The 25056-nt window shown below is 69.9% G+C and carries 27 protein-coding genes; 17 read left to right on the top strand and 10 right to left on the bottom strand.

Features of this window, described 5'->3' with window-relative positions; translation table 11 throughout:
- The first annotated feature begins 244 nt into the window (after positions 1-244).
- A complete protein-coding gene (locus tag ACFVJQ_RS27900; RefSeq protein WP_385514941.1) occupies positions 245-463 on the top strand; it encodes a DUF1905 domain-containing protein in 219 nt (72 codons plus the stop codon).
- Here the strand turns inward: ACFVJQ_RS27900 and mgrA are convergent.
- On the bottom strand, positions 453-1442 hold the full coding sequence (gene mgrA, locus ACFVJQ_RS27895; RefSeq protein ID WP_385788009.1) for an L-glyceraldehyde 3-phosphate reductase: 990 nt from the start codon (positions 1440-1442) through the stop codon (positions 453-455). The genes ACFVJQ_RS27900 and mgrA overlap by 11 nt on opposite strands.
- Positions 1443-1570: 128 nt before the next feature.
- Between mgrA and ACFVJQ_RS27890 the strand changes: the two genes are divergently transcribed.
- Both ACFVJQ_RS27890 and ACFVJQ_RS27885 read left to right on the top strand, forming a co-directional pair.
- Positions 1571-2446, top strand: a complete 876-nt coding sequence (locus ACFVJQ_RS27890; protein WP_385788006.1) for a LysR substrate-binding domain-containing protein — start codon at positions 1571-1573, stop codon at positions 2444-2446.
- Between the two features lie 28 nt (positions 2447-2474).
- Complete coding sequence (locus ACFVJQ_RS27885; RefSeq protein WP_385514944.1) at positions 2475-2984, top strand: DinB family protein; 510 nt, start codon at positions 2475-2477, stop codon at positions 2982-2984.
- On the opposite strand, the gene ACFVJQ_RS27880 is transcribed toward ACFVJQ_RS27885, so the two are convergent.
- The 5 genes from ACFVJQ_RS27880 to ACFVJQ_RS27860 form a co-directional block, all read right to left on the bottom strand.
- On the bottom strand, positions 2972-4036 hold the full coding sequence (locus ACFVJQ_RS27880; RefSeq protein ID WP_385788003.1) for an adenosine deaminase: 1065 nt from the start codon (positions 4034-4036) through the stop codon (positions 2972-2974). The two genes, ACFVJQ_RS27885 and ACFVJQ_RS27880, sit on opposite strands and share 13 nt — an antisense overlap.
- A gap of 55 nt (positions 4037-4091) precedes the next feature.
- Positions 4092-4484 carry a VOC family protein gene (locus ACFVJQ_RS27875; protein WP_385788000.1) on the bottom strand — a complete coding sequence of 131 codons (393 nt, stop codon included), beginning with the start codon at positions 4482-4484 and terminating at the stop codon, positions 4092-4094.
- A gap of 209 nt (positions 4485-4693) precedes the next feature.
- Positions 4694-5404, bottom strand: coding sequence for a chitinase (locus ACFVJQ_RS27870; protein WP_385514947.1), 711 nt, complete (start codon positions 5402-5404; stop codon positions 4694-4696).
- A gap of 226 nt (positions 5405-5630) precedes the next feature.
- Positions 5631-7376 carry a DNA polymerase/3'-5' exonuclease PolX gene (polX, locus tag ACFVJQ_RS27865; RefSeq protein ID WP_385787997.1) on the bottom strand — a complete coding sequence of 582 codons (1746 nt, stop codon included), beginning with the start codon at positions 7374-7376 and terminating at the stop codon, positions 5631-5633.
- Between the two features lie 87 nt (positions 7377-7463).
- A complete protein-coding gene (locus ACFVJQ_RS27860; RefSeq protein WP_385787994.1) occupies positions 7464-7901 on the bottom strand; it encodes a MarR family winged helix-turn-helix transcriptional regulator in 438 nt (145 codons plus the stop codon).
- Positions 7902-7979: 78 nt separating this feature from the next.
- On the opposite strand from ACFVJQ_RS27860, the gene ACFVJQ_RS27855 reads away from it, so the two are divergent.
- The 6 genes from ACFVJQ_RS27855 to urtE all read left to right on the top strand — a co-directional run bounded on the left by ACFVJQ_RS27855 (position 7980) and on the right by urtE (position 14064).
- Positions 7980-9092: a substrate-binding domain-containing protein gene (locus ACFVJQ_RS27855; protein ID WP_385787991.1), complete on the top strand. Its 1113-nt coding sequence runs from the start codon at positions 7980-7982 to the stop codon at positions 9090-9092.
- Positions 9093-9306: 214 nt separating this feature from the next.
- Entirely contained in the window at positions 9307-10563 is a 1257-nt protein-coding gene (gene urtA / locus ACFVJQ_RS27850) for an urea ABC transporter substrate-binding protein (protein ID WP_385787988.1), read from the top strand.
- A 63-nt stretch (positions 10564-10626) separates the two neighbouring features.
- Positions 10627-11523, top strand: coding sequence for an urea ABC transporter permease subunit UrtB (gene urtB, locus ACFVJQ_RS27845; protein WP_385787985.1), 897 nt, complete (start codon positions 10627-10629; stop codon positions 11521-11523).
- Positions 11520-12602, top strand: a complete 1083-nt coding sequence (gene urtC / locus ACFVJQ_RS27840) for an urea ABC transporter permease subunit UrtC (protein WP_385787982.1) — start codon at positions 11520-11522, stop codon at positions 12600-12602. The genes urtB and urtC overlap by 4 nt, the downstream gene beginning before the upstream one ends.
- A complete protein-coding gene (gene urtD / locus ACFVJQ_RS27835) occupies positions 12599-13372 on the top strand; it encodes an urea ABC transporter ATP-binding protein UrtD (protein ID WP_385787979.1) in 774 nt (257 codons plus the stop codon). The genes urtC and urtD overlap by 4 nt, the downstream gene beginning before the upstream one ends.
- A complete protein-coding gene (urtE, locus tag ACFVJQ_RS27830) occupies positions 13372-14064 on the top strand; it encodes an urea ABC transporter ATP-binding subunit UrtE (protein WP_385514955.1) in 693 nt (230 codons plus the stop codon). Before urtD ends, urtE begins: the two co-directional genes overlap by 1 nt.
- Before the next feature lie 68 nt (positions 14065-14132).
- On the opposite strand, the gene ACFVJQ_RS27825 is transcribed toward urtE, so the two are convergent.
- Positions 14133-14501 (bottom strand): YybH family protein, encoded by a 369-nt coding sequence (locus tag ACFVJQ_RS27825; protein ID WP_385514956.1) that lies wholly within the window; start codon positions 14499-14501, stop codon positions 14133-14135.
- A gap of 98 nt (positions 14502-14599) precedes the next feature.
- Here ACFVJQ_RS27825 and ACFVJQ_RS27820 point away from each other — a divergent pair, with 98 nt between their 5' ends.
- A complete protein-coding gene (locus ACFVJQ_RS27820) occupies positions 14600-15232 on the top strand; it encodes a LysR family transcriptional regulator (RefSeq protein ID WP_385787976.1) in 633 nt (210 codons plus the stop codon).
- 108 nt (positions 15233-15340) lie between these two features.
- Here the strand turns inward: ACFVJQ_RS27820 and ACFVJQ_RS27815 are convergent, their stop codons facing one another.
- On the bottom strand, positions 15341-15508 hold the full coding sequence (locus ACFVJQ_RS27815) for a hypothetical protein (RefSeq protein ID WP_224735432.1): 168 nt from the start codon (positions 15506-15508) through the stop codon (positions 15341-15343).
- Between the two features lie 637 nt (positions 15509-16145).
- Here ACFVJQ_RS27815 and ACFVJQ_RS27810 point away from each other — a divergent pair.
- Positions 16146-16586: an SPW repeat protein gene (locus ACFVJQ_RS27810; protein WP_385514958.1), complete on the top strand. Its 441-nt coding sequence runs from the start codon at positions 16146-16148 to the stop codon at positions 16584-16586.
- A 69-nt stretch (positions 16587-16655) separates the two neighbouring features.
- On the opposite strand, the gene ACFVJQ_RS27805 is transcribed toward ACFVJQ_RS27810, so the two are convergent.
- Positions 16656-17423, bottom strand: a complete 768-nt coding sequence (locus ACFVJQ_RS27805; RefSeq protein ID WP_385514959.1) for an ArsR/SmtB family transcription factor — start codon at positions 17421-17423, stop codon at positions 16656-16658.
- Between the two features lie 178 nt (positions 17424-17601).
- Between ACFVJQ_RS27805 and ACFVJQ_RS27800 the strand changes: the two genes are divergently transcribed.
- Positions 17602-17865 (top strand): GlsB/YeaQ/YmgE family stress response membrane protein, encoded by a 264-nt coding sequence (locus ACFVJQ_RS27800; protein ID WP_385514960.1) that lies wholly within the window; start codon positions 17602-17604, stop codon positions 17863-17865.
- Positions 17866-17975: 110 nt separating this feature from the next.
- A complete protein-coding gene (locus ACFVJQ_RS27795; protein WP_385787972.1) occupies positions 17976-18452 on the top strand; it encodes a nucleoside deaminase in 477 nt (158 codons plus the stop codon).
- Between the two features lie 73 nt (positions 18453-18525).
- Here ACFVJQ_RS27795 and ACFVJQ_RS27790 read toward each other — a convergent pair whose 3' ends face one another.
- Positions 18526-19185, bottom strand: a complete 660-nt coding sequence (locus ACFVJQ_RS27790; RefSeq protein ID WP_385514962.1) for a chaplin — start codon at positions 19183-19185, stop codon at positions 18526-18528.
- 291 nt (positions 19186-19476) lie between these two features.
- On the opposite strand from ACFVJQ_RS27790, the gene ACFVJQ_RS27785 reads away from it, so the two are divergent.
- The 4 genes from ACFVJQ_RS27785 to ACFVJQ_RS27770 all read left to right on the top strand — a co-directional run bounded on the left by ACFVJQ_RS27785 (position 19477) and on the right by ACFVJQ_RS27770 (position 25047).
- Complete coding sequence (locus ACFVJQ_RS27785; RefSeq protein WP_385787969.1) at positions 19477-21099, top strand: alpha/beta hydrolase; 1623 nt, start codon at positions 19477-19479, stop codon at positions 21097-21099.
- Positions 21100-21164: 65 nt separating this feature from the next.
- A complete protein-coding gene (locus ACFVJQ_RS27780) occupies positions 21165-22259 on the top strand; it encodes a chemotaxis protein (protein WP_385787966.1) in 1095 nt (364 codons plus the stop codon).
- 61 nt (positions 22260-22320) lie between these two features.
- Positions 22321-23388 (top strand): Gfo/Idh/MocA family protein, encoded by a 1068-nt coding sequence (locus ACFVJQ_RS27775; protein WP_385787963.1) that lies wholly within the window; start codon positions 22321-22323, stop codon positions 23386-23388.
- A 237-nt stretch (positions 23389-23625) separates the two neighbouring features.
- A complete protein-coding gene (locus ACFVJQ_RS27770) occupies positions 23626-25047 on the top strand; it encodes a PP2C family protein-serine/threonine phosphatase (protein ID WP_385787960.1) in 1422 nt (473 codons plus the stop codon).
- Positions 25048-25056: the final 9 nt, after the last annotated feature.

Genomic DNA, 25056 nt, shown 5'->3' with positions numbered 1-25056 from the left:
AAACTGTCCCTGGCGTTCGAGTATCTTCACTCTTGAACCACTGTCACCATGCCTTTCCGGCCAGTCTCTTGGCATATTCACCGCGCGTATTGGCCGGAATGCGACGGGTGAGGGAGGGCAGGCCGCAGGGCCCGATCTTCGGCTGCAGCGGGGGCCGAACGGGTGACCGCGACGAGTTTTCCCGTTGACGAGGTCTCCGGCGGGAAGGCAGTGAGATCACCGCGAGCGGGGCACCACCGGAAACGTGGATGCGGAATTCGCCGCAGTCCTGTGTGAGCAGCCGATCGAAGGCGGCTGGACATATCTCGCCTGGCGCGAATCCGTCGCCCATTTCAGCATCCGCGGACGGGTCAAGATCCGCGGGACCATCGACGGGCACTCTTTCCGGAATTCCGTTACGGCAAGCCGGTGCCCGGAGGCGATGGGTCACCTCCGGGCGCCGGATCGGTGGGTCAGGCCTTGACGGCGGCGTCGATCCTGGCCAGTTCGTCCGCGTCGAAGTCGAGGTTACGGATCGCCGAGACGCTGTCCTCCAGCTGGCGCGGGCTGCTCGCACCGACCAGCGCGGAGGTGACCCGGCCGCCACGCAGGACCCAGGCCAGTGCCATCTGGGCGAGGGACTGTCCGCGGGACTTGGCGATGTCGTCCAGGGTGCGCAGCCGGCCCACGAGCTCCTCGGTCACCGCGTCGGAGTTCAGGAACGGGCTGTCGCTCGCGGCCCGCGAGTCCTCCGGGATGCCGTCGAGGTAGCGGGCGGTCAGCAGACCCTGCTCCAGCGGCGAGTAGGCGATGGAGCCGACCTGCAGCTCGTCCAGCGCGTCCAGGAGCCCCTCCTCGGGGCGCCGGTCGAGCATCGAGTAGCGCGGCTGGTGGATCAGCAGGGGGGTGCCCAGCTCGCCCAGGATCCGGGCGGCTTCCCGGGTCTGCTCCGGGAAGTAGTTCGAGACGCCGACGTAGAGCGCCTTGCCCTGCTGGACGGCCGAGTGCAGCGCGCCCATCGTCTCCTCCAGCGGAGTCGCGGGGTCGGGGCGGTGCGAGTAGAAGATGTCGACGTAGTCCAGGCCCATCCGCTTCAGGCTCTGGTCCAGCGAGGACAGCAGGTACTTGCGGGAGCCCCACTCGCCGTACGGGCCGGGCCACATCAGATAGCCGGCCTTGGTGGAGATGACCAGCTCGTCCCGGTACGGCGCGAAGTCGGCGCGCAGCGCCTCGCCGAGGGCGGACTCGGCCGCGCCGGGCGGCGGGCCGTAGTTGTTGGCCAGGTCGAAGTGGGTGACGCCGAGGTCGAAGGCGCGCCGCAGGATGGCCCGCTGGGTCTCGACCGGCCGGTCCGGGCCGAAGTTGTGCCACAGTCCGAGCGACAGCGCGGGGAGTTTCAGGCCGCTGCGTCCGGTGCGCCGATAGGGCATGTCCGCGTAGCGGTCGGGGTGTGCGGTGTACAACGCGACTCCAGAGGGGTTGGCCCACGAGGAAACGGTTCCGGAAAAAAACCGGTCTCCATCCTTCTCGGCCCAGGGGCAGCAGTCCAACAGAAGAGTCCGATGGAATTCAGCGAGTACGCTTCTCAATCATGGAACTGCGCCACCTCCAGCACTTCGTCGCGGTCGCCGAGGACCAGCACTTCACCCGGGCCGCGGAACGGCTGATGGTGTCCCAGTCGGGCCTGTCCGCCTCGATCCGGGCGCTGGAGCGGGAGTTGCAGACCCCGCTGTTCGTGCGGACGACCCGGCGGGTGACGCTCACGGAGGCGGGCCGTGCACTGCTCGGCGAGGCGGAACGGATCCTGGCACAGGTGCGCTCGGCACACGAGGCCGTGGCCGCCGTGCAGGGCGTGCTGCGCGGCACGCTCGCGCTGGGCACCGAGCAGTGCATCGCCGGGGTGGATGTCGCCGGGCTGCTCGCCACGTTCCGGCGCCGTCACCCGGACGTGGAGATCCGGTTGCGCCAGGCGGGTTCCGGAGCGCTGGCGGAGGAGGTCGACGCGGGGCGGCTGGACCTGGCGTTCGCGGTCCGTACGCAGCCGGACTCCGACCAGCTGCGCTCCGTACCGCTGACCAGCGAGCCAATGACCGTCCTGTGCCATCCGACCCACCGGCTGGCCACAGCCGGCGCGGCCGTCACTCCGGAGGAGCTGGGGGGCGAGGTGTTCGTCGACTTCCATCCCGACTGGGGGCCACGTCGCATCACCGACGCCGCCTTCACCGCGGCGGGCGTGCGGCGGACCGTGGCGCTGGAGGTCAACGAGGTGCACAGCCTCCTCGACCTGCTGGACGAGAACCTGGGCGTCGCCGTCGTACCGCACCACTTCCGGTACAAGCGGGAGTCGCTCACCGCCCTCCCCCTCAAGGGCACCGGCGAGGCGCTCTACGAGACGGTCGCCCTCCTCCCGCCCCCGCAGGCCACGAGCCCCGCAGCCCGAGCCCTGATGACACTGCTGGAGGCATGAACGCCACCGATGGGCGATGGTGGGACGTATGCATGCCAAGGACATCCTCAGCGACGGATACAGCCGCATCCAGGAAGAAGTCCACGCCGTCGTCGACGGTCTGAGCGCCGACGACCTCAACGCCCGCCCCTCCGCCCGCGCCAACTCGATCGCGTGGCTGGTCTGGCACCTCACCCGTGTCCAGGACGACCACATCGCCGACGCCTCGGGGCTCGACCAGGTCTGGCCGGCCCAGGGCTGGGACAAGCGCTTCGGGCTCGGCCTGCCGCGCGGCGACACGGGGTACGGGCACAGCTCGGCGAAGGTCGCCAAGGTGCGGGTCGACTCCGGTGACCTGCTGACCGGGTACTACGACGCCGTGCACGAGCAGACGCTCGACTTCGTGCGCGGGCTGACCGCAAAGGACCTCGAACGCATCGTGGACGAGCGCTGGGACCCGCCGGTCAGCCTCGGCGTACGGCTGGTGAGCGTCCTGTCCGACGATCTCCAGCACGTCGGACAGGCCGCCTATGTGCGGGGGCTGCTTCAGGCCGGGTAGCCCGGCAGGACGACGTCCCGAATGAGGGCGACCCGCTCGTCGAACGGGATGAAGGCGCTCTTGACGGCGTTCACGGTGACCGTACGCAGGTCCTCGACCGTCCAGCCCGCCTGCTCGACCAGCAGGAACATCTCCCGGGTCATCGTGGTGCCCGACACGAGCCGGTTGTCGGTGTTGAGGGTGACACGGAAGCCGAGGTCCTTCAGCGCGGTGATCGGGTGCTCGGCGATGGAGGTGGCGGCACCGGTCTGCAGGTTGGAGGTGGGGCACATCTCCAGCGCGATCCGGCGGTCGCGGACCCAGCCGGCGAGGCGGCCGAGCTTGCCGTCCACGATGTCGTCGGTGATGCGGACGCCGTGGCCGATGCGCTGGGCGCCGCACACCTGGAGGGCCTGGTGGATGCTGGGCAGACCGTGCGCCTCACCGGCGTGGATGGTGAACGGCACGTTCTCGCGGCGCAGGTGCTCGAAGGCGGCGAGATGGTCGGCGGGCGGGAAGCCGTCCTCGGCGCCCGCGATGTCGAAGCCGACGACACCGGCGTCCCGGAAGGCGACCGCCAGGTCGGCGATCTCCCGGCTGCGGTCGAACATCCGCATGCCGCACAGCAACGTGCCCACCCGGACCGGCGTCCCGGCGGCGGCCGCCTTGGCCATGCCCGCCGCCAGCCCCTCCTGCACGGTCTCGACGACCTCGGGCAGGGTCAGCCCGCCCTTGAGCATCAGCTCGGGCGCGTAGCGCACCTCGCCGTAGACGACACCGTCCGAGGCGAGGTCCAGGACGTACTCCTCGGCGGTGCGCAGCAGTCCCTCGCGGGTCTGCATCACGGCGAGGGTGTGCTCGAAGGTGGCGATGTAGCGGACCAGGTCACCGGAGTTCGCGGCGTCGTAGTACCAGGCGGCGAGCGCGTCGGGGTCGGTGGCGGGCAGGGTGTGGCCGACCGCGTCCGCGAGCTCCACGACGGTGGTGGGGCGCAGACCGCCGTCGAGGTGGTCGTGCAGCACGGCCTTGGGCAGCCGGCGGATGGTGTCTGCGTCTACGCGCGTAGCAGTCATGGCGGGTCTTTCCTTGGCGGGAGGTTCGAAGGGGCGCTCCGGAGGGAGGCGCAGGTCAGTCGACGGGCTGGAGCAGGTCCCAGCGGTTGCCGTACAGGTCCTGGAAGACGGCGACCGTGCCGTACGGCTCGTGCCGCGGCTGCTCCAGGAAGGTCACGCCCGCCGCGAGCATGCGGGCATGGTCGCGGGCGAAGTCGTCGGTGTGCAGGAAGAAGCCGACGCGCCCGCCGGTCTGGTCACCGACCCGGTCGCACTGCGCCTCGCCCTTGGCGCGGGCCAGCAGCAGGGCGGTGCCGGTTCCCTCCGCCCCGGGTCCGACGACGACCCAGCGGGAGCCGTCCGGGCGCGGCGCGTCCTCGACGAGCCGGAAACCGAGGGCCTCGGTGTAGAAGCGGATCGCCTCGTCGTAGTCGTCGACGACGAGGGTGACCAGGGCGATGCGTCTCATCGGGGCCTTTCCGGACGTGCGATTGACCGGAGAGGTTATACGTAAAACGCGACGCGCGCCAGTCGTGGCCGGGACCGGAGTCCTGCGGGTGCGGGCCCCGCCTGCCGGGACCCGCTCTCGCGTCACGGATACGCGTGTACGTTCAGGGCGTTGACCACGGAGGCCGGATCGCCGAGCTCGCTGCTGGCCAGGGCATGACACCAGCAGCGTCAGCAATAGAGATTGCCGCCCGGTGAAACCCCGAGAATCTGCGTGAACCGTTGGTAGTTGGACACGCGGCTCTGCACCTGCGCGGGGTTCTTGCCGTCGCATTCCAGGGCGCCGTTGATGCTGCGGATCGTCTGGCCGAAGCCCGCTTGGTTGACCATGGCGTGGTGGCCGGTCATGGTGCCGGGGCCGGTCTGGGTGTTCCAGTACCACAGGCCCGTCTTCCAGGCGACGGAGGCGTTGTTCTGCACCATCCAGGGGTCGTTCAGCAGGTTGAGGCCGAGCGCGTCACCCGCGGCCTTGTAGTTGAAGTTCCAGCTGAGCTGGATGGGACCGCGGCCGTAGTAGGCGGCCTGGCCGGCGGGGCAGCCGTACGACTGGCTCCAGTCGCAGTAGTGCGGGTAGTTGGCCTGGTTCTGCTCCACGATGTGCACCAGACCGCCGGTCTCGTGACTGACGTTGGCGAGGAAGGCGGCGGCCTCCTGCTTCTTCACCGTGTCGCTGCCCGAGTTCGCGAAGGCGGGATACGCGCTCAGGGCCGCGGTGAGGCCGCTGTAGGTGTAGAAGGAATTCCGGTTCGGGAACATCTGGTTGAACTGCGCCTCGCTGACGACGAATCCGGCGGCGGCCGCGGTCGGTGCCGGCTGGAGGGCGAGGGCGGTGCCCGCGAGGGCGAGCGAGCTCAGGACTGCGGAGATACGGCGCCTCGACACAGGGTCAACTCCTTTGCGGTGCACGGCCGCTCCCGGTCGAGGGCAGGGCGGAGCCGGTCCTCGTGCGCACATGCCGGTGATACCGGCCACGGCGTGGGGGCGGCCGTGGTGGGGGGTGTGGAGGCACACTCAACCGCGTTGGTCTGTACCAGTCAAGGGTGTAGACCAGTCAAGGAGTTTGGAGAATCAGAAGAGTTGACGTCCAATCAGATCAGGGACGTGTTGGTCACGCCGTCCGGCCCTTGCGCAGGAACCGTTGCAGTCGCGCCTGGGGCCAGGTATTGATCACGTCGTCCTTGGTGATCCACCCGCGTTGCGCCGTGCCCACGCCGTAGCGGAGGTGGGCCAGGTGGAGGACGGAGTGGGCGTCGCTGTCGATGGCGAACTTCACCCCGTGCCGCTTGGCCCACAGGATGTGTTCGTCGCACAGGTCGAGCCGGTCGGGATGGGAGTTGATCTCCAGGGCCGTGCCGGTGCGTGCGCAGGCGGCGAAGACCGCGTCGAGGTCGGCGTCGATGCCGGGCCGCTTGCCGATGATGCGGGTGGTGGGGTGGCCGATGATGTTGACGTACGGGTTCTCGCAGGCCCGGACGAGCCGGCGGGTGAGCGCCTCGCGCCCCTGGTTGAAGTGCGAGTGCACCGAGGCCACGCACAGATCGAATCCGGCCAGGAAGTCGTCGGGCCAGTCCACGCCGCCGTCGGGGTCGATGTTCAGCTCCACGCCGTGCAGCAGCCGCATGCCGCGGCGCTTGCCGTGCCGGCCGTACTCGCCGTCGAGCTCCCGTACGCGCTCGCGCTGGGCCAGCATCCGCTCGTCGGTCATCCGCTGCATGTAGAGGTTCGGCGCGTGATCGGTGATCGCGTAGTAGGAGTGTCCGCGTTCGGCGGCCGCGGCGACCATTTCCTCCAGCGGGGCAAGGCCGTCGGTGAGGTCGGTGTGGGTGTGCAGGTCGCCCCGGATGTCCGACTCCTCGATCAGGTCAGGGAGTTCGCCTTTCAGCCCGGCCTCGATCTCGCCTCGGTCCTCGCGCAGGGGCGGCGGGATCCAGGGCAGGCCGAGCCGGTCGTACACGTCCTCCTCCGTCTCGGAGACGATCTTCTCCCCGCTCTCGACGTCGAACAGCCCGTACTCGGAGAGCTTGAGTCCCTGGTGCACGGCCAGTTCCCGGGTGCGGATGTTGTGCGCTTTGGAGCCGGTGAAGTACTGGAGTGCCGCGCCCCAGGAGTCCGGGGGCACGACGCGCAGGTCGACGGCGAGGCCCTTGGTGGTGCGGATCGACGTCTTGGTCGTGCCCTGCGCGATGACCTCCATGACGTACGGCAGCTCGGTGAAGGCCCGCATCAGCGGCTCCGAGTCCTCGGCCGCGGTGAGGATGTCGATGTCGCCGATGGTCTCGCGGAGGCGGCGCAGCGAGCCGGCGTACGTGCACCGCCGGCAGCCGGTCACCCGGGACAGCTCCGCGACGACACCTTCGGCGACGTCCATGGCGGCGTCGATCAGCACGCGGTCCCCGGAGGACTGCAGGAGCGCGATACCGTGCAGGATCTTCTCCTCCGTCCTGGGGCCGAAGCCCTTCAGGTCCCGCAGCCGCTCCTCGTGGATGGCGTCGGTCAGTTCCTCGACGGAGGAGATGCCCAGCTCCTCGTAGAGTGCCAGGGCCTTCTTCGGGCCGAGCGTGGGGATGGCCGTCAGCCGCCGGACCCCGGCGGGGATCTTCGCGCGCAGTTCCTCGACCACGGAGACACGGCCGGTACGGAGGTACTCGACGACCTTCTCCGCGATCGACTTGCCGACGTTGGGGATCTCCTTGAGGCCCTTGGCGTCGAGCGTGGAGACATCGGCGTGGTAGCCGCCGATCGAGCGCGCGGCCTTCTCGTAGACGCGCGCCTTGAACGCGTCTCCTCCGGTGATCGAGATCAGGTCCGCATACTCGGCCAACAGCGCGGCGACCTCGTCGTTCGCACGAGCCACACCTCCAGGGTAGGCAAGGTCCGACGTCCGTGTGCTCGGCTCAGCGGCTTGCCCGAGGCCGCCTGGCTACGTGTCGTGACGCACCCGTCACACGCGGGACGCCTTCCGGTCCAGCTTGGAGGCGAGGCGCTCCAGCAGAGCGCGCAGCAGTTCCTCGTCGCCGTCCCCGAGTGACGGCCAGTCCGCGCGGACCGCCCGGTCGACGCGCCGCCAGTACTCCCGGCCGCGCGGGGTGAGGTGGGCGAGGATGCGGCGGCGGTCGAGGGGATCGACCCGACGGTGGACGAGGTTCTGGTCGACGAGGTGGTCGACGAGCTTGGTCAGGCTCGGCGCCGGCAGGAAGGCCGCCTCGGCTACGGCCGTCATGTGGTGCCCCGAGCCGTCGGAGAGCAGGGCGAGAACCCGCCAGGCCTCCACCGAGCAGCCCTCCTCCTCCAGGACGGCCTGGAGGCGGCGCGCGGCCAGCCGCTCGGCCCGCGTCAGGAGCTGCATCAGATCGTGGGGCCGACGCGAAGAGGTGGACATCCTGCTCCTAGTTCACCGGGTGTGCACATCGTATGAGACGGGCTGGAGTTCACCTGGTGGACCCGAAATCATGATGCCATGTTCCGGCACGATCCTCCCGCTCCCGAATGGTTCACGGCCGACGCCTCGGCGCTCGGGGTGGCCCTCGTGTTCCCCATGCAGGGACCGGCGGGGATCTTCGGTCCGGCCTGCGAGCTGTGCGCCCAACTGGCCGCGGAGCGGGTGAACCGCGCGGGCGGGGTCCTCGGCCGGGAGCTGCGGCTGGTCCCCGTCGACGGCGGCGTGTCGCCGCGGCAGATCGCCGACCATGTCGAGGCCTTGGTGGACCTGGGCGTGGTGCAGGGTGTCACGGGCTGGCACATCTCCTCGGTGCGACAGGCGCTGGCGCCGAGAATCGCCCATCGCGTGCCGTACGTCTACACCGCGCTGTACGAGGGCGGCGAGCACACCGCGGGCGTGTTCCTGACCAGCGAGACCCCTCGCGACCAACTGAGGCCTGCAATGGGCCTGTTGGCGCTCGAACGCCGGGTGCGCCGATGGTTCGTCGTCGGCAACGACTACGTCTGGCCGCGGCGCACGGCACGGGCGGCCCACTCGTTCGCCCGCGAGTCGGGCGGAAGCATCGCCGGTGAGGTGTATCTCCCGCTCGGCACCCACGACTTCGATCCCGTTCTGCGACACATCGAGCGGTCGGACGCCGACGCGGTGCTGATGCTGCTGGTCGGCAGCGACGCGGTGCGGTTCAACCGGGCGTTCGCGGCCTGCGGTCTGGACGCGCGCTGTCTGCGGCTGAGCACGCTGATGGACGAGAACATGCTGATGGCGAGCGGCCCTTCGGCCACCGCCGACCTGCACAGCACCGCCGGGTTCTTCGCCTCGCTCGCCAACCGGGACACGCTCGACTTCCACGGCGAGTACGCGGACCGCTACGGCATCGAGGCGCCCGCACTGGGCAGCCTCGGCGAATCCTGTTACGAAGGCGTGCTGTTGCTGGCCGCGCTCATCGGCCGGGCGGGAACGCTGGAGGTGTCGGCGATCGGGGCAGCGGCCGAAACAGTGTCGTACGAGGGGCCACGCGGGCTGCTGCATCTGCGGGGCAGCCATGTGCGGCAGCGGATCTACCTGGCGCGCGCGGACGGTTGCGACTTCGACGTTCTCACCGAGCTCGATCTTCACGGTTCCCGCCCTTGACATGCCTGCGGCGACCCCAAGATACTTCCCACAGAAAGTAACTAGAATGCCTCGGGCGCATTGTGAATTCGGTTTCCGAATGCAGGGAACAAGCCCCCGGGGCGTTTTTTGTTGCCTTGGGGAAAGTCGCGCGAAACACCCCGGAAACAGCGCGACTTGAGGCTGTGGACCGCACTTCAGGAGGTTGTCGTCCTCCACACCCGAGGGGGTCCATTTGTCCAGCGGTTCCAGTATTCTCCGTCGCCGTTTTCTGGTCGGCGGCGCCGCGCTCGCGGCGGTCGTGGCACTGTCCGCGTGCGGGGCGAAGACCGACGCGGCCGGCTCGTCCGACAAAGCCGCGAAGGCCGACGTCAGCGGTGACACGGTCAAGGTCGGTCTGCTCAACTCGCTGTCCGGCACCATGGCCATCAGCGAGGTGACCGTACGCGACTCGCTGAAGCTGGCGATCGACGAGATCAACGCCTCCGGCGGGGTGCTCGGCAAGAAGATCCAGCCGGTCAGCGAGGACGGCGCCTCCGACTGGCCGACGTTCGCCGAGAAGGCGCAGAAGCTGATCCAGGAGGACCGGGTCGCCGCCACGTTCGGCTGCTGGACCTCCGCCAGCCGCAAGGCCGTCAAGCCGGTGTTCGAGAAGAACAAGTCGCTGCTGTTCTACCCGGTGCAGTACGAGGGCCTGGAGCAGTCGCCGTACATCTTCTACACGGGCGCGACCACCAACCAGCAGATCGTCCCGGCGCTCGACTACCTCAAGAGCAAGGGACTGAAGAAGCTCTACCTGGTCGGCAGCGACTATGTCTTCCCGCGCACCGCCAACAAGATCATCCAGGCGTATGCGAAGGCCAACGGCATGACGATCCTCGGCGAGGACTACGCGCCGCTCGGTTCCACGGAGTTCAGCACCATCGCCAACAAGGTGAAGGCGTCGAAGGCGGACGCCGTCTTCAACACCCTCAACGGCGACTCGAACGTGGCGTTCTTCAAGGAGTACAAGTCGGCTGGACTGACCGCGAAGTCCATGCCGGTGGTGTCGGTGTCGATCGCCGAGGAGGAGGTCAAGTCGATCGGTTCGCAGTACCTGGCGGGCCAGTTGACGGCCTGGAACTACTACCAGACCACCGCGGGCGCCGCGAACGAGAAGTTCGTGAAGGCGTACAAGGCGAAGTACGGCGCGGACAAGCCGACCAGTGACCCGATGGAGGCCGCGTACACCTCGGTCCACCTGTGGAAGGCGATGGTCGAGAAGGCCGGCTCCTTCGACCCGGAGAAGGTGAAGGCCGCCTCCGACGGCATCACGTTCGAGGCGCCCGAGGGCAAGGTCACCGTCGACGGCACCACCCAGCACATCCACAAGACCGCCCGCATCGGTGAGATCGGCACCGACGGTCTGATCAAGGAGGTGTGGGACTCGGGCAAGCCCGTCGAGCCCGATCCTTACCTCAAGGGCTACTCCTGGGCCTCCGGCCTGTCCTGACCGACCGTCACCGCCCGTGGGCCCTGCGTGGCCCACGGCGGCCCCTCTCCCCGGAGCCGCCGTATGACCGTGATCCTCGGTCAGACCTTCACCGGCATCAGCATCGGTGCCGTCCTGCTGCTCATCGCGCTCGGCCTCTCGCTCACCTTCGGCCAGATGAACGTCATCAACATGGCCCACGGCGAGTTCATCATGGCGGGCGCCTACACCACATATGTCCTGCAGAAGTCCATTTCCGGCGCGGGAATTTCGCTGCTGGTCTCCCTGCCCGTCGCATTTCTCGTCTCGGGCGCCCTCGGCGCGCTGCTCGAATGGCTGCTGATACGACGTCTGTATCTGCGGCCACTTGACACGCTCCTCGTCACCTGGGGCGTCTCGTTGATGCTCCAGCAACTCGCCCGGGACATTTTCGGTGCGCCGAACGTGCAGACCCGGGCGCCCGACTGGCTCACCGGGAACGTCACGCTGATCGGCGGCGCGAACCCGCTCACCGTCGCCAACAGCCGGCTGTTCATCCTGGGCCTCGCCGTCGCGGCGGTGGTCGCGCTGACGCTGACGCTGCGGCTGACACCGCTCGGCCGCCGGATCCGGGCGGTCGTGCAGAACCGGGACCTCGCCGAGGTGTCCGGCATCTCGACGGCCCGCGTCGACCGCACCGCCTTCTTCCTCGGCTCCGGGCTCGCGGGCATCGCCGGGGTGGCGCTGACCCTGGTCGGTCCGATCGGGCCGACGATGGGCACCAACGTCATCATCGACGCCTTCCTGGTGATCGTGGTCGGCGGGATCGGGCAGCTCAAGGGCACGGTGATCGTCGCCTTCGTGCTGGGTGTGCTGCAGTCCGTCCTGGAGTACTCCACCACCGTCAGCGTCGCCAAGGTGCTGGTGCTCGTCGCCATCGTCGCGTTCCTCCAGTGGCGGCCCCAGGGGCTGTACACGCTGCGTACGAGGAGTCTCGTATGACCCTTCTCCACGGGCGCGCCCGGACTTGGGCCGGCTTCGCGGGCGCCGCCGTCCTGCTCTTCGCCCTCGCCCCGCTCGCGCTGACCGACTTCCGGCTCGGGCTGCTCGCCAAGTACCTGTGTACGGCGATGGTCGCGGTCGGCATCTGCCTGGCCTGGGGCCGCGGTGGCCTGCTGACCCTGGGCCAGGGCCTGTTCTTCGGGCTCGGCGGTTACGCCATGGCGATGCACCTGAAGATCACCGACGCCGGGCCGGGCAACCTGCCCGACTTCATGCAGCTGTACGGCACGGCCACCGAACTCCCTTGGTGGTGGCGGCCGTTCGCCGACCCCGTGTTCGCGCTTGCCGCCACCGTGCTGCTGCCGATGGCCGTCGCGGCGCTGCTCGGCTCGTTCATCTTCCGTCGCCGGGTCAAGGGTGCCTACTTCGCGATCCTCAGCCAGGCCCTCGCTGCCGCCTTCGCCATCTGGCTGATCGGCCAGCAGGCCACGACCGGCGGCACCAACGGGCTCACCGACATCCAGGGCTTCTTCGGCTACGACCTCGACGACCCGGTCAACCAGCGGACCGTGTACTTCGTCATCGCCGCCGCCCTGCTGCTCCTGATCGCCCTTGCCCGCCAGCTGATCCACAGCCGCTACGGCGAACTCCTCGTCGCCGTACGGGACTCGGAGGAACGGGTGCGCTTCCTCGGCTACGACCCGGCGAAGGTGAAGCTCGTCGCGTACGTCGTCGCCGCGGGCATGGCCGGGCTCGCGGGCGCACTGTTCGTACCGGCCGTCGGCATCATCTCCCCGGCGATGATCGGCATCGTGCCGTCCATCGAGTTCGTCATCGGCGCCGCGGTCGGCGGACGTGCCAGCCTGGTGGGCGCGGTGCTCGGCGCGATCGGCGTCGCCTGGGCGAAGACGGCGCTGTCGGAGGAGTTCCCGGCAGCCTGGACGTACTTCCAAGGGCTGCTGTTCATCGTGGCACTGGCGTTCCTGCCGGGCGGCCTGGCCTCGCTCGGTGGGGTCCTACGGCGGCGCAGGGCCCGACAGCGGAAAGCAGCCGTCGTTGCGGTGGGAGAAGCGGCATGAGTGAACCGGCAGGGCTCGAGATACGTCAACTGCGCGTGTCGTTCGACGGGTTCACCGCCGTCGACGGGGTGGACCTCGATGTGCGGCCCGGGGACCTGCGGTTCCTCATCGGGCCGAACGGCGCCGGCAAGACGACCCTCGTCGACGCCGTCACCGGTCTGGTGAAGGCGGAGGGCTCGGTGCGCTTCGGCGGCGCGGAGCTGCTCGGGCGGAGCGTGCACCGGATCGCCCGGTCGGGCATCGGACGGACGTTCCAGACGGCCACCGTCTTCGAGGAGTTGACGGTCCTGCAGAACCTGGACATCGCGGCGGGCGCCGGCCGGAGCGTGTGGACCATGCTGCGCCGCCGCAAGGACGTTCCCGAGCCGGTCGCCCGGGCCCTGGAGACGATCGGGCTCACGAAGCTCGCCGGCTCCCCCGCCGGGACGCTCGCGCACGGGCAGAAGCAGTGGCTGGAGATCGGCATGCTGCTGGTGCAGGACGTACGGCTGCTGCTGCTCGACGAACCGGTGGCCGGGATGAGCCACGACGAACGGCAGGCGACCGGTGAGCTGCTGGAGCGGATCAGCGCGGAGCGGACCGTCGTCGTCATCGAGCACGACATGGACTTCATGCGGTCCTTCGCGCGCAGCGTGAGCGTGCTGCACGCGGGCCGGCTGCTCAGCGAGGGAACGGTGGCCGAAGTACAGGCCGACCCGAAGGTGCAGGAGGTATACCTCGGGCACGCGGCCGCCGAGACAGTCACCGACGTGGCGGTACAGGAGGCGTGATGCTGGAGATCGAGGACATCCGCGTCGGTTACCACCGCAGCACCGTCCTGCACGGGGTGAGTGTCGACGTGCCGAAGGACGGGGTCGCCGCGGTGCTCGGGCACAACGGCGCGGGCAAGAGCACGCTGCTGCGTGCCGCCGTGGGGCTGCTGACGCCTCTGAGCGGAACGGTCCGCCTCGACGGCGAGGACATCACGCGCCGCAGGCCGCACGAGCGGGTGGCGCGCGGGATGGCGTACGTCCCACAGGGCCAGCAGGCGTTCCCCCACCTCACGACCGCCGAGAACCTCCAGCTCGTCGCCGACGGACGCCGACGTGGAAAGGCCGCGATCGACGAGGCGCTGGACCTCTTCCCGGCGCTGCGGGCCCTGTCGACCCGCCGCGCCGGGCTGCTCTCGGGCGGGCAGCGGCAGCAACTGGCCATCGCCCGCGCCCTGGTGACGGAGCCTCGGATCCTGCTCCTCGACGAGCCGACCGAGGGCATCCAGCCGTCGGTGGTGGCCGAGATCGAGGAGACGATCCTGGCGCTGGCCGCGCGCGGCGGGCTCTCGGTGCTGCTGGTCGAACAGCACGTCGGCTTCGCGATGCGGGCGGCGCAGCGGTACTACGTCCTGGAAGCCGGGCGGGTCACGTCCTCCGGCGCGGGCGGCAAGGAGTCGGAGCTCGCGGTGCGGGAAGCGCTCAGCGTGTGAGTTCCCGGTGGCGGCGTTCCAGGCAGGCGCGTTCTCGTACGGCCTCGGTGTGGCGGTCGTCGAGGGGGTCAGCCGCCGGTGGGCAGGACGAACTCGGGCTGGTCGAGCAGGCGCAGCCAGCTTCCATCAGGCTGGCGCCGGACGACCTGTGCCCGGGCGCCGGCACCGTCCTTCGGCGGGGTCGAGGTGAGGGCGATGTCCCCGCTGATCAGCGTCGGCAGTGGCTGTTCCGGCTCGAAGTGGGGACGGTTGGCCAGCACCTTTTCCCACAGCGCACGAATTGCCTCCCGGCCCACCGTCTGATCGCCGGGTGGGTAAGCCATCACCGCATCCTCCTCGTACAGTGCGGCGACCCCGGCCGCGTCACCGGCGTTGGACCGTTCGACGAACAAGCGGGTGATGTCTTCGGGCCGCATTGCCTTCTCGTACTCCGGCACGGGTTCCTCCTGACGTCGGACTTCAGCGCCTCCCAGCCTGGCCGTCCACTGATCAGAAGTCCAACAGATGTATCTGATGGAAACTAGAATTTCCAGTCATGGAACTGAGGCAGCTGGAATACTTCGTCGCAGTCGCCGAAGAGCAGAACTTCACCCGGGCAGCCGAGCGGGTGCACATCAGCCAGTCCGGCGTCAGTGCCCAGATCCGGCAGTTGGAACGTGAACTCGGTGCCGAGTTGTTCGACCGGTCGGCGCGCACCGCCACCCCTGACGGGCTGGACGCACTGACGATCATCAGGGAGCGGCTCGTCGTAGCAGTTCCGGCCGGGCACCCCTTGGCGAGACAGCGTCGGGTCACTCTGCGCGACCTGGTCGCCTACCCGATCGTGTGCATGCCACCCGGTACCGGCCTGCGCACGGTCTTCGACCACGCCTGCGCCGCACAGAGCCTCCAGCCCGCGATCACGCTGCAAGCCAGCGCCGCGGACGCTGTTGCCGACCTCGCCGCCCGCGGACTCGCCGTCGCCATCCTCAGCAACTCGATGGCCGCGAGCTACCGCGACCGGCTCACCGCCCGCACCATCGACGACATCGACACACCAGCGTTGCTCGCCCTGATCTGGAAGAGCACGCACAGCCCCGCCGTGCGCGAGTTGCTCGTACACAGCCGGCAAGCATTCACCGATCCCGACCCTGCTCAAGAGCTGTCCCGTGGCCGCTGGTCGCGGTGAGCCGTAACGCCGGCCATGGCAAGATATCGGCGCACCGGGCAGGCGTGAGGTCGGGGAACTGCGCTTCCCGTAGCCCGGGGTGAGCGGTCTCACCGCGACCGGGAGCGTTCAGTCCTCCTCGCCCGCCGGCACCACTACGAGGAACGCGTCAGACTTCAGGTCCATCACGACCGTCGCGGGCTCACCCTCGGCGCGCAGCGCCGCCGCGTACTCCTCGGCCGGCCACGATCCGCGCGGAGCCCCCGCCGGAAACCGCTCCAACACCTTCGCGCCCATAGCGGCAGGCACCTCCCAATTGGTTCATCCGGCTGGCTCATCCGGTTGTTCAACGTGAAGTTCTTGAAGGAACAACTCCCGTACGGTTCGCCTGCCCCGGATCCGCGCGCCCATGTGCAGACGGGCGGACTCCACGCCACCGGCTGTCGACGAGGGTGACGAGGCCGGACGCTTCCTCACCTCCCGGAGGATTTCTTCAAGGACAGCTCCTCGTTCATCGCCGCGAGGAAGCGCAGCGCCACCGCGAGTTCGGCCTCGCTGAAACGGGTCCGGGCGGCCGGCGTCGCCTCGGCGAGCGGGCGCAGGGAGGACCGGGCATGCGAGCGGGCGTCGACGGTTGATCTCGATGCTCATCCGCCGCAGTTGCACGGCGATGGTGTGTGGGTCGATGCTCGCGGGGCCCGCCGACGGCTTCCGTAGCAGCGCCGCCTGCCGCTGCCGGTCGTGTGCTGTGGTCACAAGATCAGCGTATGGATGTCTCCGGATCCGGCATCCGGGCCGCCGCCGAGCGGGGCAGCCGTGGCGGCCCTCCGACCTCTACACATAAAGACTGAATAAGCGCAAAATGAACTTACGTCGCGCTTACCGCATACCGCACCAGACGCGGTCAGGCCTGCACAGTCAAAGGAGACGAGTCATGGCCAACGTCTCGCCCACCAGAGGTGACATAACCGGCCACCCTGATGCATCCGAAATGCGGGCACGGTACGCCCGTATGCTCGGCGGTCGTGATGTGGCGCTCGTGGACGGACCGGTGTTCCTGCTCGGTCTGTACTGCGCCGCATCCCCGTGGATACTCCACTTCACCACCAGCCAGCCCGCGCTCGTGACCCACAATCTGATCGTCGGGATCGCGATCGCCCTGCTGGCTCTCGGGTTCACCAGGGCCCCCGAACGCATGTACGGCCTCAGCTGGGCCATGTGCGCGCTGGGCGTATGGATGATCATCTCGCCGTGGATCGTCGGCGAGAGCCCGGACGCCGGCGTCGTGTCGAGCAACGTCGTCATCGGGGCCCTGGCCGTGATCCTGGGACTCGTGTGCGCCGGTACGGCGGCGAGGAGCGCCCCCAGGCCGTAGACAACGTCGGGAAGGGAGAAACGGAACGGCCGGTCCGCAGCGTGGCGGACCGGCCGTTCCCCCGTTCGCTCAGCGGTTCGGCACCAGCCACGGCTCCTCGGGCAGCGGGCTGCCGGTCTCCAGGAGGGACTTGAGGTTGGACAGCACGGCCGCCCAGCCGGCCGCCGCGTCGGCGCGCTCGGCCTCGTCGGCGAGGTTCTCGTGGGTGACGGTGAGTCGGACGATGTCGCCGTGCGGCTGGATGTCGAAGGTGACGCGGGAGTGTTTGTCCGCGTCGGATTCGTCCTCGGGTGCAGCCCAGGTGGTGACCAGGCGGGTCGGACGCTCGCTCTCGGTGACGGTGCCGACCACGTCGGCGATGCCGGAGCCGTCCGTACGGACGTGCTCCCAGCGTGATCCCAGCTGCCAGTCGGAGACGTTGCTGTGGCCCCAGTAGGCGGCGGTGAGGTCGGCGTCGGTGAGCGCGTCCCAGACCTTCTCGGGCGTGCTCGCGATGTACGTGACGTACACGAATGTGGGCTTGTCGGTCATGGCTTCCTCGGCTCGTCGCTTCACGGCACCGAGCGCGCTGAGGCGTGGGCGCTCGAACTTGTCGATCCATCGCTCCTGGATCTCGTGGAGCGGGACCGGGTTGAGGTAGTGCAGCTTCTCCCGCCCCCGCCGCACCGTGCTGACCAGGTTGGCGGCCTCCAGGACGGCCAGATGCTGCGTCACCGACTGGCGTGCCATGTCGATGCGCTCGCAGAGCTCTCCCAGCGTCTGCCCGTTCTGCTCGTGCAGCCGGTCCAGCAGCCGTCTGCGGGTGTCGTCGGCCAACGCCTTGAAGACCCTGTCCATGCTCGAGTCGCCCTCTGATCGCACACTCAACGTTATGCAGGCAATTACCTGCATGTCAACGCCGGGCGGTCGCCGGCGATGGGGCCTCGAGCCTCAGCGCGGTGCTGACGGAGCGGAGTGGCTTCATCTCCAGCGGGCACATGGAGAGCAGCGGGGATCGCGACGAAGAGGGGCGGAGATGGAGATCTCGGGCATCATCAGTGCCATCGTCATCGGCATCATCATCGGTGTGCTGGGGCGGCTCGTCGTACCAGGCCGCCAGCGCATAGGAATCCTGTGGACGATCCTCGTCGGCATCGCGGCCGCACTCGTCGGCACGGCGATCGCCGGCGCCCTCGATGTCGCCGACACCGACGGCGTCGACTGGGTCGAGTGGCTCATCCAGATCGGCCTCGCCGCACTGGGCGTCGCCGCACTGGACCGGGCACGGGCACGTCGCTGACCCGGACCACGGGTGCGGACGCCGGTGGTCGGCCCCGCGGGCGAACGCAGGCTGCGAGCCGGCGATCATGTCGGCATGATGGCCGTACGCCGGAAGGAGGGCCGCACGTCATGGTGGAGGACGCCGAGCTGCCGTATCTGCGTCGCTGTGTGGAGCTGGCGACGGAGGCGCTCGAGGCCGGGGACGAGCCGTTCGGGTCGGTGCTGGTCGGCGCGGACGGCGCCGTGCTCGCCGAGGACCACAACCGGGTGGCCTCCGGTGACCGCACCCGCCACCCGGAGTTCGAGCTGGCGCGCTGGGCCGCGGCCCATATGACGCCGGAGCAGCGGGCGGCCGCGACCGTGTACACGTCCGGCGAGCACTGCCCGATGTGCGCGGCCGCCCACGCCTGGGTGGGCCTCGGCCGCATCGTGTACGTGGCGTCCTCGCAGCAACTCGCCTCCTGGTCGGACGAGTTGGGCGTGCCGGCGCCTCCGGTACGGACACTGCCGGTGAACGAGGTCGCGCCCGGTGTGCTGGTGGACGGCCCGGTACCGGAACTGGCCGACGAGGTGCAGGCGCTGCACCGGCGGTTCCATCGGCGCTGAGCATCGCGCCGGTCCGTGAGCCGGCGTTGCGTCTGCGGGCTCACGGACCGGGCGTGGGACGAGAACGCCCCGGTCAGCGCCCCCCTTGGACGCGGGAGCGCCGGTACAGCACCGCCCCGCCCAGGACCAGTGCCGCGGCTCCGACGGCGGCGGGCAGGGTCGCGTCCGCTCCCGTCTCGGCGAGGGCCGTGGTGGGCGGCGGGGCGTACGGCGCCGGCTTCGGTGCCGGGTGCGTCTTGGGCGGGGTGGACGGCCTCGGCTCGGGCGCCGGGCGGGCCGGCCGGTCGTCGGGCGTGTTCACGGACTCGTTGCCGACGGCCGAGTTGCCGACGCCGACGACGTTCACGGAGTTGCCGCTGACGTTGACCGGGAGGTCGACCGGCAGCTGCACGCCGTTGCCGGAGAGCACTCCCGGCGAATCGTTTGCGCTGCCCTCTGCGGTTGCACCGCCACTCTCTGTTTCCCCGCGCGTCGGGCTCTCCTCGTCCGCCCCGCCCTCGTTGGCGCAGCGGTTGCCCGCGGCGGGGTTGAGGAGGCCCACCACGTTCACCGTGTTCCCGCACACGTTCACCGGCGCATGCACCGGGAGCTGAACGGTGTTGCCGGCGATCAGGCCGGGCGAGCCGACCGTGGCGCCGTGCGCCCCGGAGTCGGCGTACGCCGGCAGCGTCACGGCCATCGCGCCCGAGGCGGCAGCGACGGCGATCACACCGTTTCGGGTAACCCGTCTCATAGGTTCCCTGCCTTCCAGACTTGGTCGCGGGCACTCGCCCGCATCGGATAAAACGCAGGCGAACCATCCGAGTTATGGCTTATCTGCCTTTCACCCCATCGAGTGGCAGGGTTGTCGAACTAGCAGTAAAACCGTCCGAAGCCTCCGTCGCCTCCGGCCCGGAACCGAGGCGGCGGAGGGTACGGCACTCCAGCCGGTCCCGCTCGTCCGGAGGCGTGTCCTCCGGCATCCGCCTATCGTGAGCGAGGGTGCCGTTCACCCGTCCGCAACGGGGCGCTCCTGGAGGCATCGATGCTGGCCAAGCTGTCACCGCGGCACACGGCCCGGCGCTGGACGCTCGCCGGCACGGTCGGCCTGGCACTGCTGGGCGCCGGGCTGCCGGCGACGACTGCCGAGGACCGCGCCCAGCCCGATCTGACCCGGTTCTACCGCCAGAAGATCGCCTGGACGGCGTGCGACGGCGCGGAGACGCCCACGGACCTGCAGTGCGGGAAGGTCACCGTGCCCCTCGACTACGCGCGCCCCGGCAAGGGAACACTCGAACTGGCCCTGGCCCGCTACCGGGCGACCGGCGACAAGCGCGGCTCGGTGGTGCTGAACTTCGGCGGTCCGGGCGGCGCGGGTGTCACCGAACTCGCCTACAGCGGCGACGACTTCATGGGCCTGAGCGACGGCTACGACGTGGTGAGCTTCGATCCGCGCGGCGTGGGCCGGTCCTCCCCGGTCAGCTGCGGCGACGGCTCGTACGAGGACTCCGCCGTCCTGCAGAAGACCGACGCGGCGCTGCGTGATCCGCAGTCCGTGCTACGGCAGTTGAAGAAGACGGCCGACGAGTGTGCCAAGCACTCCGGGCCCGTCCTCCCGTACATCGGCACGGTGAACGCCTCGCGGGACCTGGACGTCATACGCGACGCGCTCGGCGACAACAAGCTCAACTACCTGGGTTTCTCCTACGGAACCCGCCTGGGCGCGGTGTATGCGGCGCAGTTCCCCGACAAGGTGGGGCGGCTGGCGCTGGACGGGGTGGACACGCTGACCGAACCGCTGACCCAGCAGGGTGTGGCGGGTGCCAAGGGTCAGCAGACCGCACTGGAGGACTTCCTCGACTGGTGCGTGCAGGACATCGCCTGCCCGTTCGGGCAGGATCCGCGCCGTGCACGGGAGGACGTCGAGCGTCTCGTCCGCTCCGTGGACAAGGATCCCGTACCGAGCGCGTTCGGCGGCGAGTTCACCGGCCAGGACCTGGTGGTCGCCCTCAGCCAGGGGCTCTACAGCAGGAACCTGTGGCCGTCGCTGGAGCGTGCCCTCGCCTCGCTGGTCGAGGACGGCGAAACGCACGGTGTCGAGGCCTTCGCCACCGGCGGCTTCGCTCCTCCCGGCAGCCCGGAGCCGCGGCCGGAGACCACCCCGGCCGGCGACAGCGGCCTGGCCGACGAGGAGGACGTCCCACTCGACAACCTCCCGGCGGCGCTCATGGCGATCAACTGCGCGGACGATCCCGATCGTCCCACGGCCCAGCAGATCACCAGAGAGCTCGGCCGGCTGCGCGCCGCGTACGAGGAGGCATCCCCGGTCTTCGGCCGGCACCGGCTCACCCAGGTGCTCATGTGCTACGGCCGTCCCAAGGGCACCGACTTCATCCGCGACGAGGTCAAGGACGTCGACACGCCCAGGATGCTGCTCGTCGGCACGCGCGGCGACCCGGCGACGCCGTACCGCTGGACCACGCAGACGGCGAAACGGCTGGGCCCGTCGGCCGTGGTGCTCGACAACAAGGGCGAGGGCCACACCGGGTACGCGTCGTCCACCTGCGTGCAGCGCAAGGTCGATGCCTTCCTGCTGTACGGCTCTCTGCCGGCGAGCGGCAGCTCCTGCGGTCCCGAGAGCCCCGAGGCCCCCGAGGACGGCGAATGAGGGCCGCACAGCGCGACGTACTCACACCAAATGCCCGATACGTGAATCGGTCCTATGGTTCTGTCATGGAGCACGCACTCAGTCCCACGACCCTCGCCGAGCTGCGCCGCCCGCGCCCCTACCCGGCGGTGTCCGTGCTGACGCCGACGCACCGGCGCGAGCCCTACCACGAGCAGGACCGGGTCCGGCTGCGCAATGTGGTGGCCGAGGCCAAGAAGCAGCTGGAGTCCGATCCCGCGGTAACCCGGGAGCGGCGCGCCGATGTCGTGGCGCAGCTCGACCAGGCCCTCACGGAGGTCGACCTGACGTATGCCGACGACGGCCTGGTGATCTACGCCGCGCCGGGTGAGCACCAGGTGTGGTCGCTCACTCGCACCGTGCCCGAACGCGTGGTTCTCTCGGACACCTTCCTCACTCGCAACCTGGTCTCCGCACAGGCCTCCGAGCGGCCGTTCTGGGTGCTGTCGGTCTCGGCCGACCGCGCCAGGCTCTGGAACGGCGGCGGGGACCGCGTCACCGAGGCGCGCACCGGCGGTTTCCCGCTGACCAGGCGCGCCGACAACTTCGATCCCGAGCGGATGGAGCAGATCGGCGACATGCCGAGCACGTACCGCGACGAGGGCACCCGCCACTTCCTGCGCGATGTCGACACCGCGATGGGCGCGGTGCTGCGGGAAAGCCCGCGCCCGCTGTACGTGACCGGTGAGCAGGCCGCCCTGTCCTGTCTGGACGAGGTGGGCGACGTCGCCAGGCGCGGAGTGCACGTCCCGCACGGCGGCCTCACGCACGCCACCCCGGACGCCGTCTGGCAGGCCGTGCGGCCGGTGATCGATGCCGAGGCCCTGCGGACGGTCGAGGCCGTGACCAAGGAACTCGAAGCGGCCCGTGGGCGCAAGGAGTTCGCGGCCGGTGTCGACGAGGTCTGGCAGAACGCCCGGCAGGCCCGGGTGCGGCTGCTGGCCGTCGAGGAGAACTTCCGGGTGACCGTGCGCGACGACGGCGCCCACCTGGTTCCCGCGTCGAGCGACGACCTCGATGCCCGCGAGGACATCGTGGACGAGATCGTCGAGCAGTGTCTGGAGACCGGCGCCGAGGTCCGCTTCGTCCCCGACGGCGCGCTGGGCGACGCGAACGGGATCGCCGGCGTGCTGCGCTACTGACGGCACCCGCGGGCCGCCCCTTACGCTACGCCGGGACAGCCGGCGACGAGGGGGTGCGCACGTGGGTGACCTGCTGGGCGTGGCGGTACTGGGCGCGGGACGCATGGGAGCCGACCACATACGGCGGCTCGACCAGGTGGTGAGCGGCGCCAGGGTCGCCGCTGTGGCCGATCCCGACACCGCCCGGGCCAAGGAGGCGGCGGCCGGAATCGACGGGGTCTCGGTGCACGCGGAGGCGGAGGCCGCCCTGGACGCCCCTGGCGTCGCGGCCGTGCTGATCGCCTCCCCCGACCCGGCGCACGAGGAGGCCCTGCTCGCGGCCTACGCGCGCGGGCTTCCGGTGCTGTGCGAGAAGCCCCTGGTCCCCGACTCCGCGGGTGCGCTGCGCGTACTGGAGGCGGAGGCGCGGCTCGGGCGGCGGCTGGCGCAGACCGGGTTCATGCGGCGCTACGACGCCGAGTACCGGCAGCTGAAGTCCCTGCTGGACAGTGGCCGGTTGGGGCGTCCACTGATGCTGCACTGCACCCACCGCAACGTCTCCTCGCCGCCGGTCTTCACCAGCGCGATGCTGGTCAGCAGCTCCGTCTCGCACGAGATCGACGCGGCACGCTGGCTGCTCGGGCAGGAGGTGACGGCGGTGACCGTGCTGCGCCCCAGGTCCTCCGCACACGCCCCCGCCGGCCTGCTCGACCCGCAGTTCGTGCTGTTCGAGACCTCGGCCGGCGCCCTGGTCGACGTGGAGGTCTTCGTCAACTGCGGCTTCGGCTACCAGGTGCGCTGCGAGGCCGTGTGCGAGGCGGGCAGCGCCCGGATCGGCGACGGGCACACCATGGTCGTCACGGCGGAGGGCGGCGCCCGCGAGGAGGTGCCGCAGGACTACCTGGTGCGGTTCGCGGACGCCTATGACCGTGAGGTGCAGGCCTGGGTCGACGCCACCCGGCAGGGCCGGGTCACCGGCCCCGGCGCCTGGGACGGTTACGTCGCCTCCGCGGTCGCTGAGGCCGGCGTCCGGGCGCTGGAGAGCGGGCACCGCACGACGGTCGAGCTCGCCCCGCGCCCGGAGCTGTACGCGGGCGTCGATCGGCAGGCTCACCCACCTCGAACACATGCGCATCGAACGCGCGGATGACCGCGACAGGAAACGCCGGACGGTCCGTCAAGTCGCGTACGTGACCTACGACTTGCCCTATGCGGCGACGTACGCCCCACCTACGCCGGAACCACTCCGTGAAGACTGTGGCATATGCCGGAAGCACCACCGTATCGTGTGTTGCCAAATCCCTTACAGGGCGTCGCGGGCTGTGCAACAGTCATAACGGTCCCTCCGTCAGCCTTGGCCGTACCGTCCCCCTCATCGGAGTGCGTCATGCCGTCCCATCTCTCTGCGGACCGCCCCGCCGCCCAGCCGCCAGGACGCGGCCCGGTCGACGCGCTGATATCGCAGACGCGGCGGCTCAAGGGCGACATGGACGCCGTACGGCGGGAGGCGCAGAGCGACGGAACGGACCCGCAGGACCGCTGGCAGCGCGCGCTCTACGACCTCGCCCTGCACCAACTCAACGACCTCGACGAGCACCTGGCACAGCTGCGGGACGGCCCCCCGACCGCCGAACCGGCCGCCGCGGAGCCGCCTGCCGCCCCTGGGCGCGGCTCGCTGCTCAGCCGGGTCGGCAGTGCGGAGTGGAATCTACTGACCGACGAAGCCAGTTGGTCCTCAGAGCTGTACGAGATCCTCGGCCGCGACCCCGCTGCTCCCCCGCTCACCCTCGACGAGTTGCCCTCGCTGGTGCTCGACGCGGACCGGCCCAAGCTGACGGCGATGGTCACGGACTGTCTGGTCGACGCCAAGCGCATCGACGGCGAGTTCCGGATCGTGCGCCCGGACGGCGAGGTCCGGACCGTGCACATGATGGGCGAGCCCGTGCTCGACACTGACGGCAGCACCGCCTCGATGTGGGCCGTACTGCGGGACGTCAGCGAACTGCGCCGCAGCCAGCAGGCGGTCAGCGAGACCCGTGACTCGCTGCAGCGCCACCGGCACCGCGCACAGACCGAGCACCGGCTTGCGGTCGAGTTGCAGGAGGCCGTGCTACCGCCGTGGCGCGGCACCCTGCGGCTCCCGCACCAGGGCCCACGAAGCCTGGATCTGGCCGCCCGCTATCTGCCGTCGTCGACCAGCGCACTGGTGGGCGGCGACTGGTACGACGCACTCGAACTGCCGGGCGGCGAGACGCTGTTGAGCGTCGGCGACCTCACCGGACACGGAGTCACGGTGACATCGGGCATGGCGATGCTGCTCGGCGCGCTGCGCGGCATGGCGATGGCGGGCACCCGCCCGGGCCAGTTGATGGCCTGGCTCAACCAGCTGCTGGACACCACCGTCCAGCCGGCCCTGGGCAGCGCCGTCTGCTGCCGCTACCGCCCCGAGACCCGCACCCTGGTCTGGGCGCAGGCAGGACACCCCGCCCCGCTGCTGTTCCGCAACGGGACGGGGCGCAGGCTGAACACGCCGGACGGCGTCCTGCTCGGCGCGACCTCGGGTGCCACCTACGGCGAGGCCGAGGAAACCCTCGAGGCGGGCGACCTGATCGTGCTGCACACCGACGGGCTGGCGCCCGAGCGAGGGGAGTCGCCCGGAACGGCCGCCGTGCACCGCCTCCTCGACCTGGCCCCGCGCTTCGCCGAGGCGCACACCGCGCAGGACTGCGTACGGACGGTCGTGGAGGAGTTCGGCGAGTCGGAACGCGAGGACGACGCCTGCGTGCTCATCGCCAGGGTTACGTCATAAACGGCCGCC

Origin of the sequence: Streptomyces sp. NPDC127197 (assembly GCF_042672405.1) — a bacterium.
Lineage (GTDB): Bacteria > Actinomycetota > Actinomycetes > Streptomycetales > Streptomycetaceae > Streptomyces > Streptomyces flavusporus.
Note: the sequence above shows the minus strand (reverse complement) of the source record. Positions and strands in the feature narration are given on the sequence as shown.

Bases quoted from the DNA above. Each gene is read 5' to 3' on its own strand.
- ACFVJQ_RS27880 (WP_385788003.1), bottom strand. From the start codon at position 4,036: ATGACTGCTACGCGCGTAGACGCAGACACCATCCGCCGGCTGCCCAAG.
- ACFVJQ_RS27820 (WP_385787976.1), top strand. From the start codon at position 14,600: ATGGAACTGAGGCAGCTGGAATACTTCGTCGCAGTCGCCGAAGAGCAG.
- ACFVJQ_RS27885 (WP_385514944.1), top strand. From the start codon at position 2,475: ATGCATGCCAAGGACATCCTCAGCGACGGATACAGCCGCATCCAGGAA.
- ACFVJQ_RS27795 (WP_385787972.1), top strand. From the start codon at position 17,976: ATGGTGGAGGACGCCGAGCTGCCGTATCTGCGTCGCTGTGTGGAGCTG.
- ACFVJQ_RS27815 (WP_224735432.1), bottom strand. From the start codon at position 15,508: ATGGGCGCGAAGGTGTTGGAGCGGTTTCCGGCGGGGGCTCCGCGCGGA.
- urtD (WP_385787979.1), top strand. From the start codon at position 12,599: ATGAGTGAACCGGCAGGGCTCGAGATACGTCAACTGCGCGTGTCGTTC.
- ACFVJQ_RS27875 (WP_385788000.1), bottom strand. From the start codon at position 4,484: ATGAGACGCATCGCCCTGGTCACCCTCGTCGTCGACGACTACGACGAG.
- ACFVJQ_RS27780 (WP_385787966.1), top strand. From the start codon at position 21,165: ATGGAGCACGCACTCAGTCCCACGACCCTCGCCGAGCTGCGCCGCCCG.
- ACFVJQ_RS27890 (WP_385788006.1), top strand. From the start codon at position 1,571: ATGGAACTGCGCCACCTCCAGCACTTCGTCGCGGTCGCCGAGGACCAG.
- ACFVJQ_RS27805 (WP_385514959.1), bottom strand. From the start codon at position 17,423: ATGGACAGGGTCTTCAAGGCGTTGGCCGACGACACCCGCAGACGGCTG.
- urtE (WP_385514955.1), top strand. From the start codon at position 13,372: ATGCTGGAGATCGAGGACATCCGCGTCGGTTACCACCGCAGCACCGTC.
- ACFVJQ_RS27800 (WP_385514960.1), top strand. From the start codon at position 17,602: ATGGAGATCTCGGGCATCATCAGTGCCATCGTCATCGGCATCATCATC.
- urtC (WP_385787982.1), top strand. From the start codon at position 11,520: ATGACCCTTCTCCACGGGCGCGCCCGGACTTGGGCCGGCTTCGCGGGC.
- ACFVJQ_RS27810 (WP_385514958.1), top strand. From the start codon at position 16,146: ATGGCCAACGTCTCGCCCACCAGAGGTGACATAACCGGCCACCCTGAT.
- ACFVJQ_RS27785 (WP_385787969.1), top strand. From the start codon at position 19,477: ATGCTGGCCAAGCTGTCACCGCGGCACACGGCCCGGCGCTGGACGCTC.
- ACFVJQ_RS27790 (WP_385514962.1), bottom strand. From the start codon at position 19,185: ATGAGACGGGTTACCCGAAACGGTGTGATCGCCGTCGCTGCCGCCTCG.
- ACFVJQ_RS27855 (WP_385787991.1), top strand. From the start codon at position 7,980: ATGTTCCGGCACGATCCTCCCGCTCCCGAATGGTTCACGGCCGACGCC.
- urtB (WP_385787985.1), top strand. From the start codon at position 10,627: ATGACCGTGATCCTCGGTCAGACCTTCACCGGCATCAGCATCGGTGCC.
- ACFVJQ_RS27770 (WP_385787960.1), top strand. From the start codon at position 23,626: ATGCCGTCCCATCTCTCTGCGGACCGCCCCGCCGCCCAGCCGCCAGGA.
- ACFVJQ_RS27860 (WP_385787994.1), bottom strand. From the start codon at position 7,901: ATGTCCACCTCTTCGCGTCGGCCCCACGATCTGATGCAGCTCCTGACG.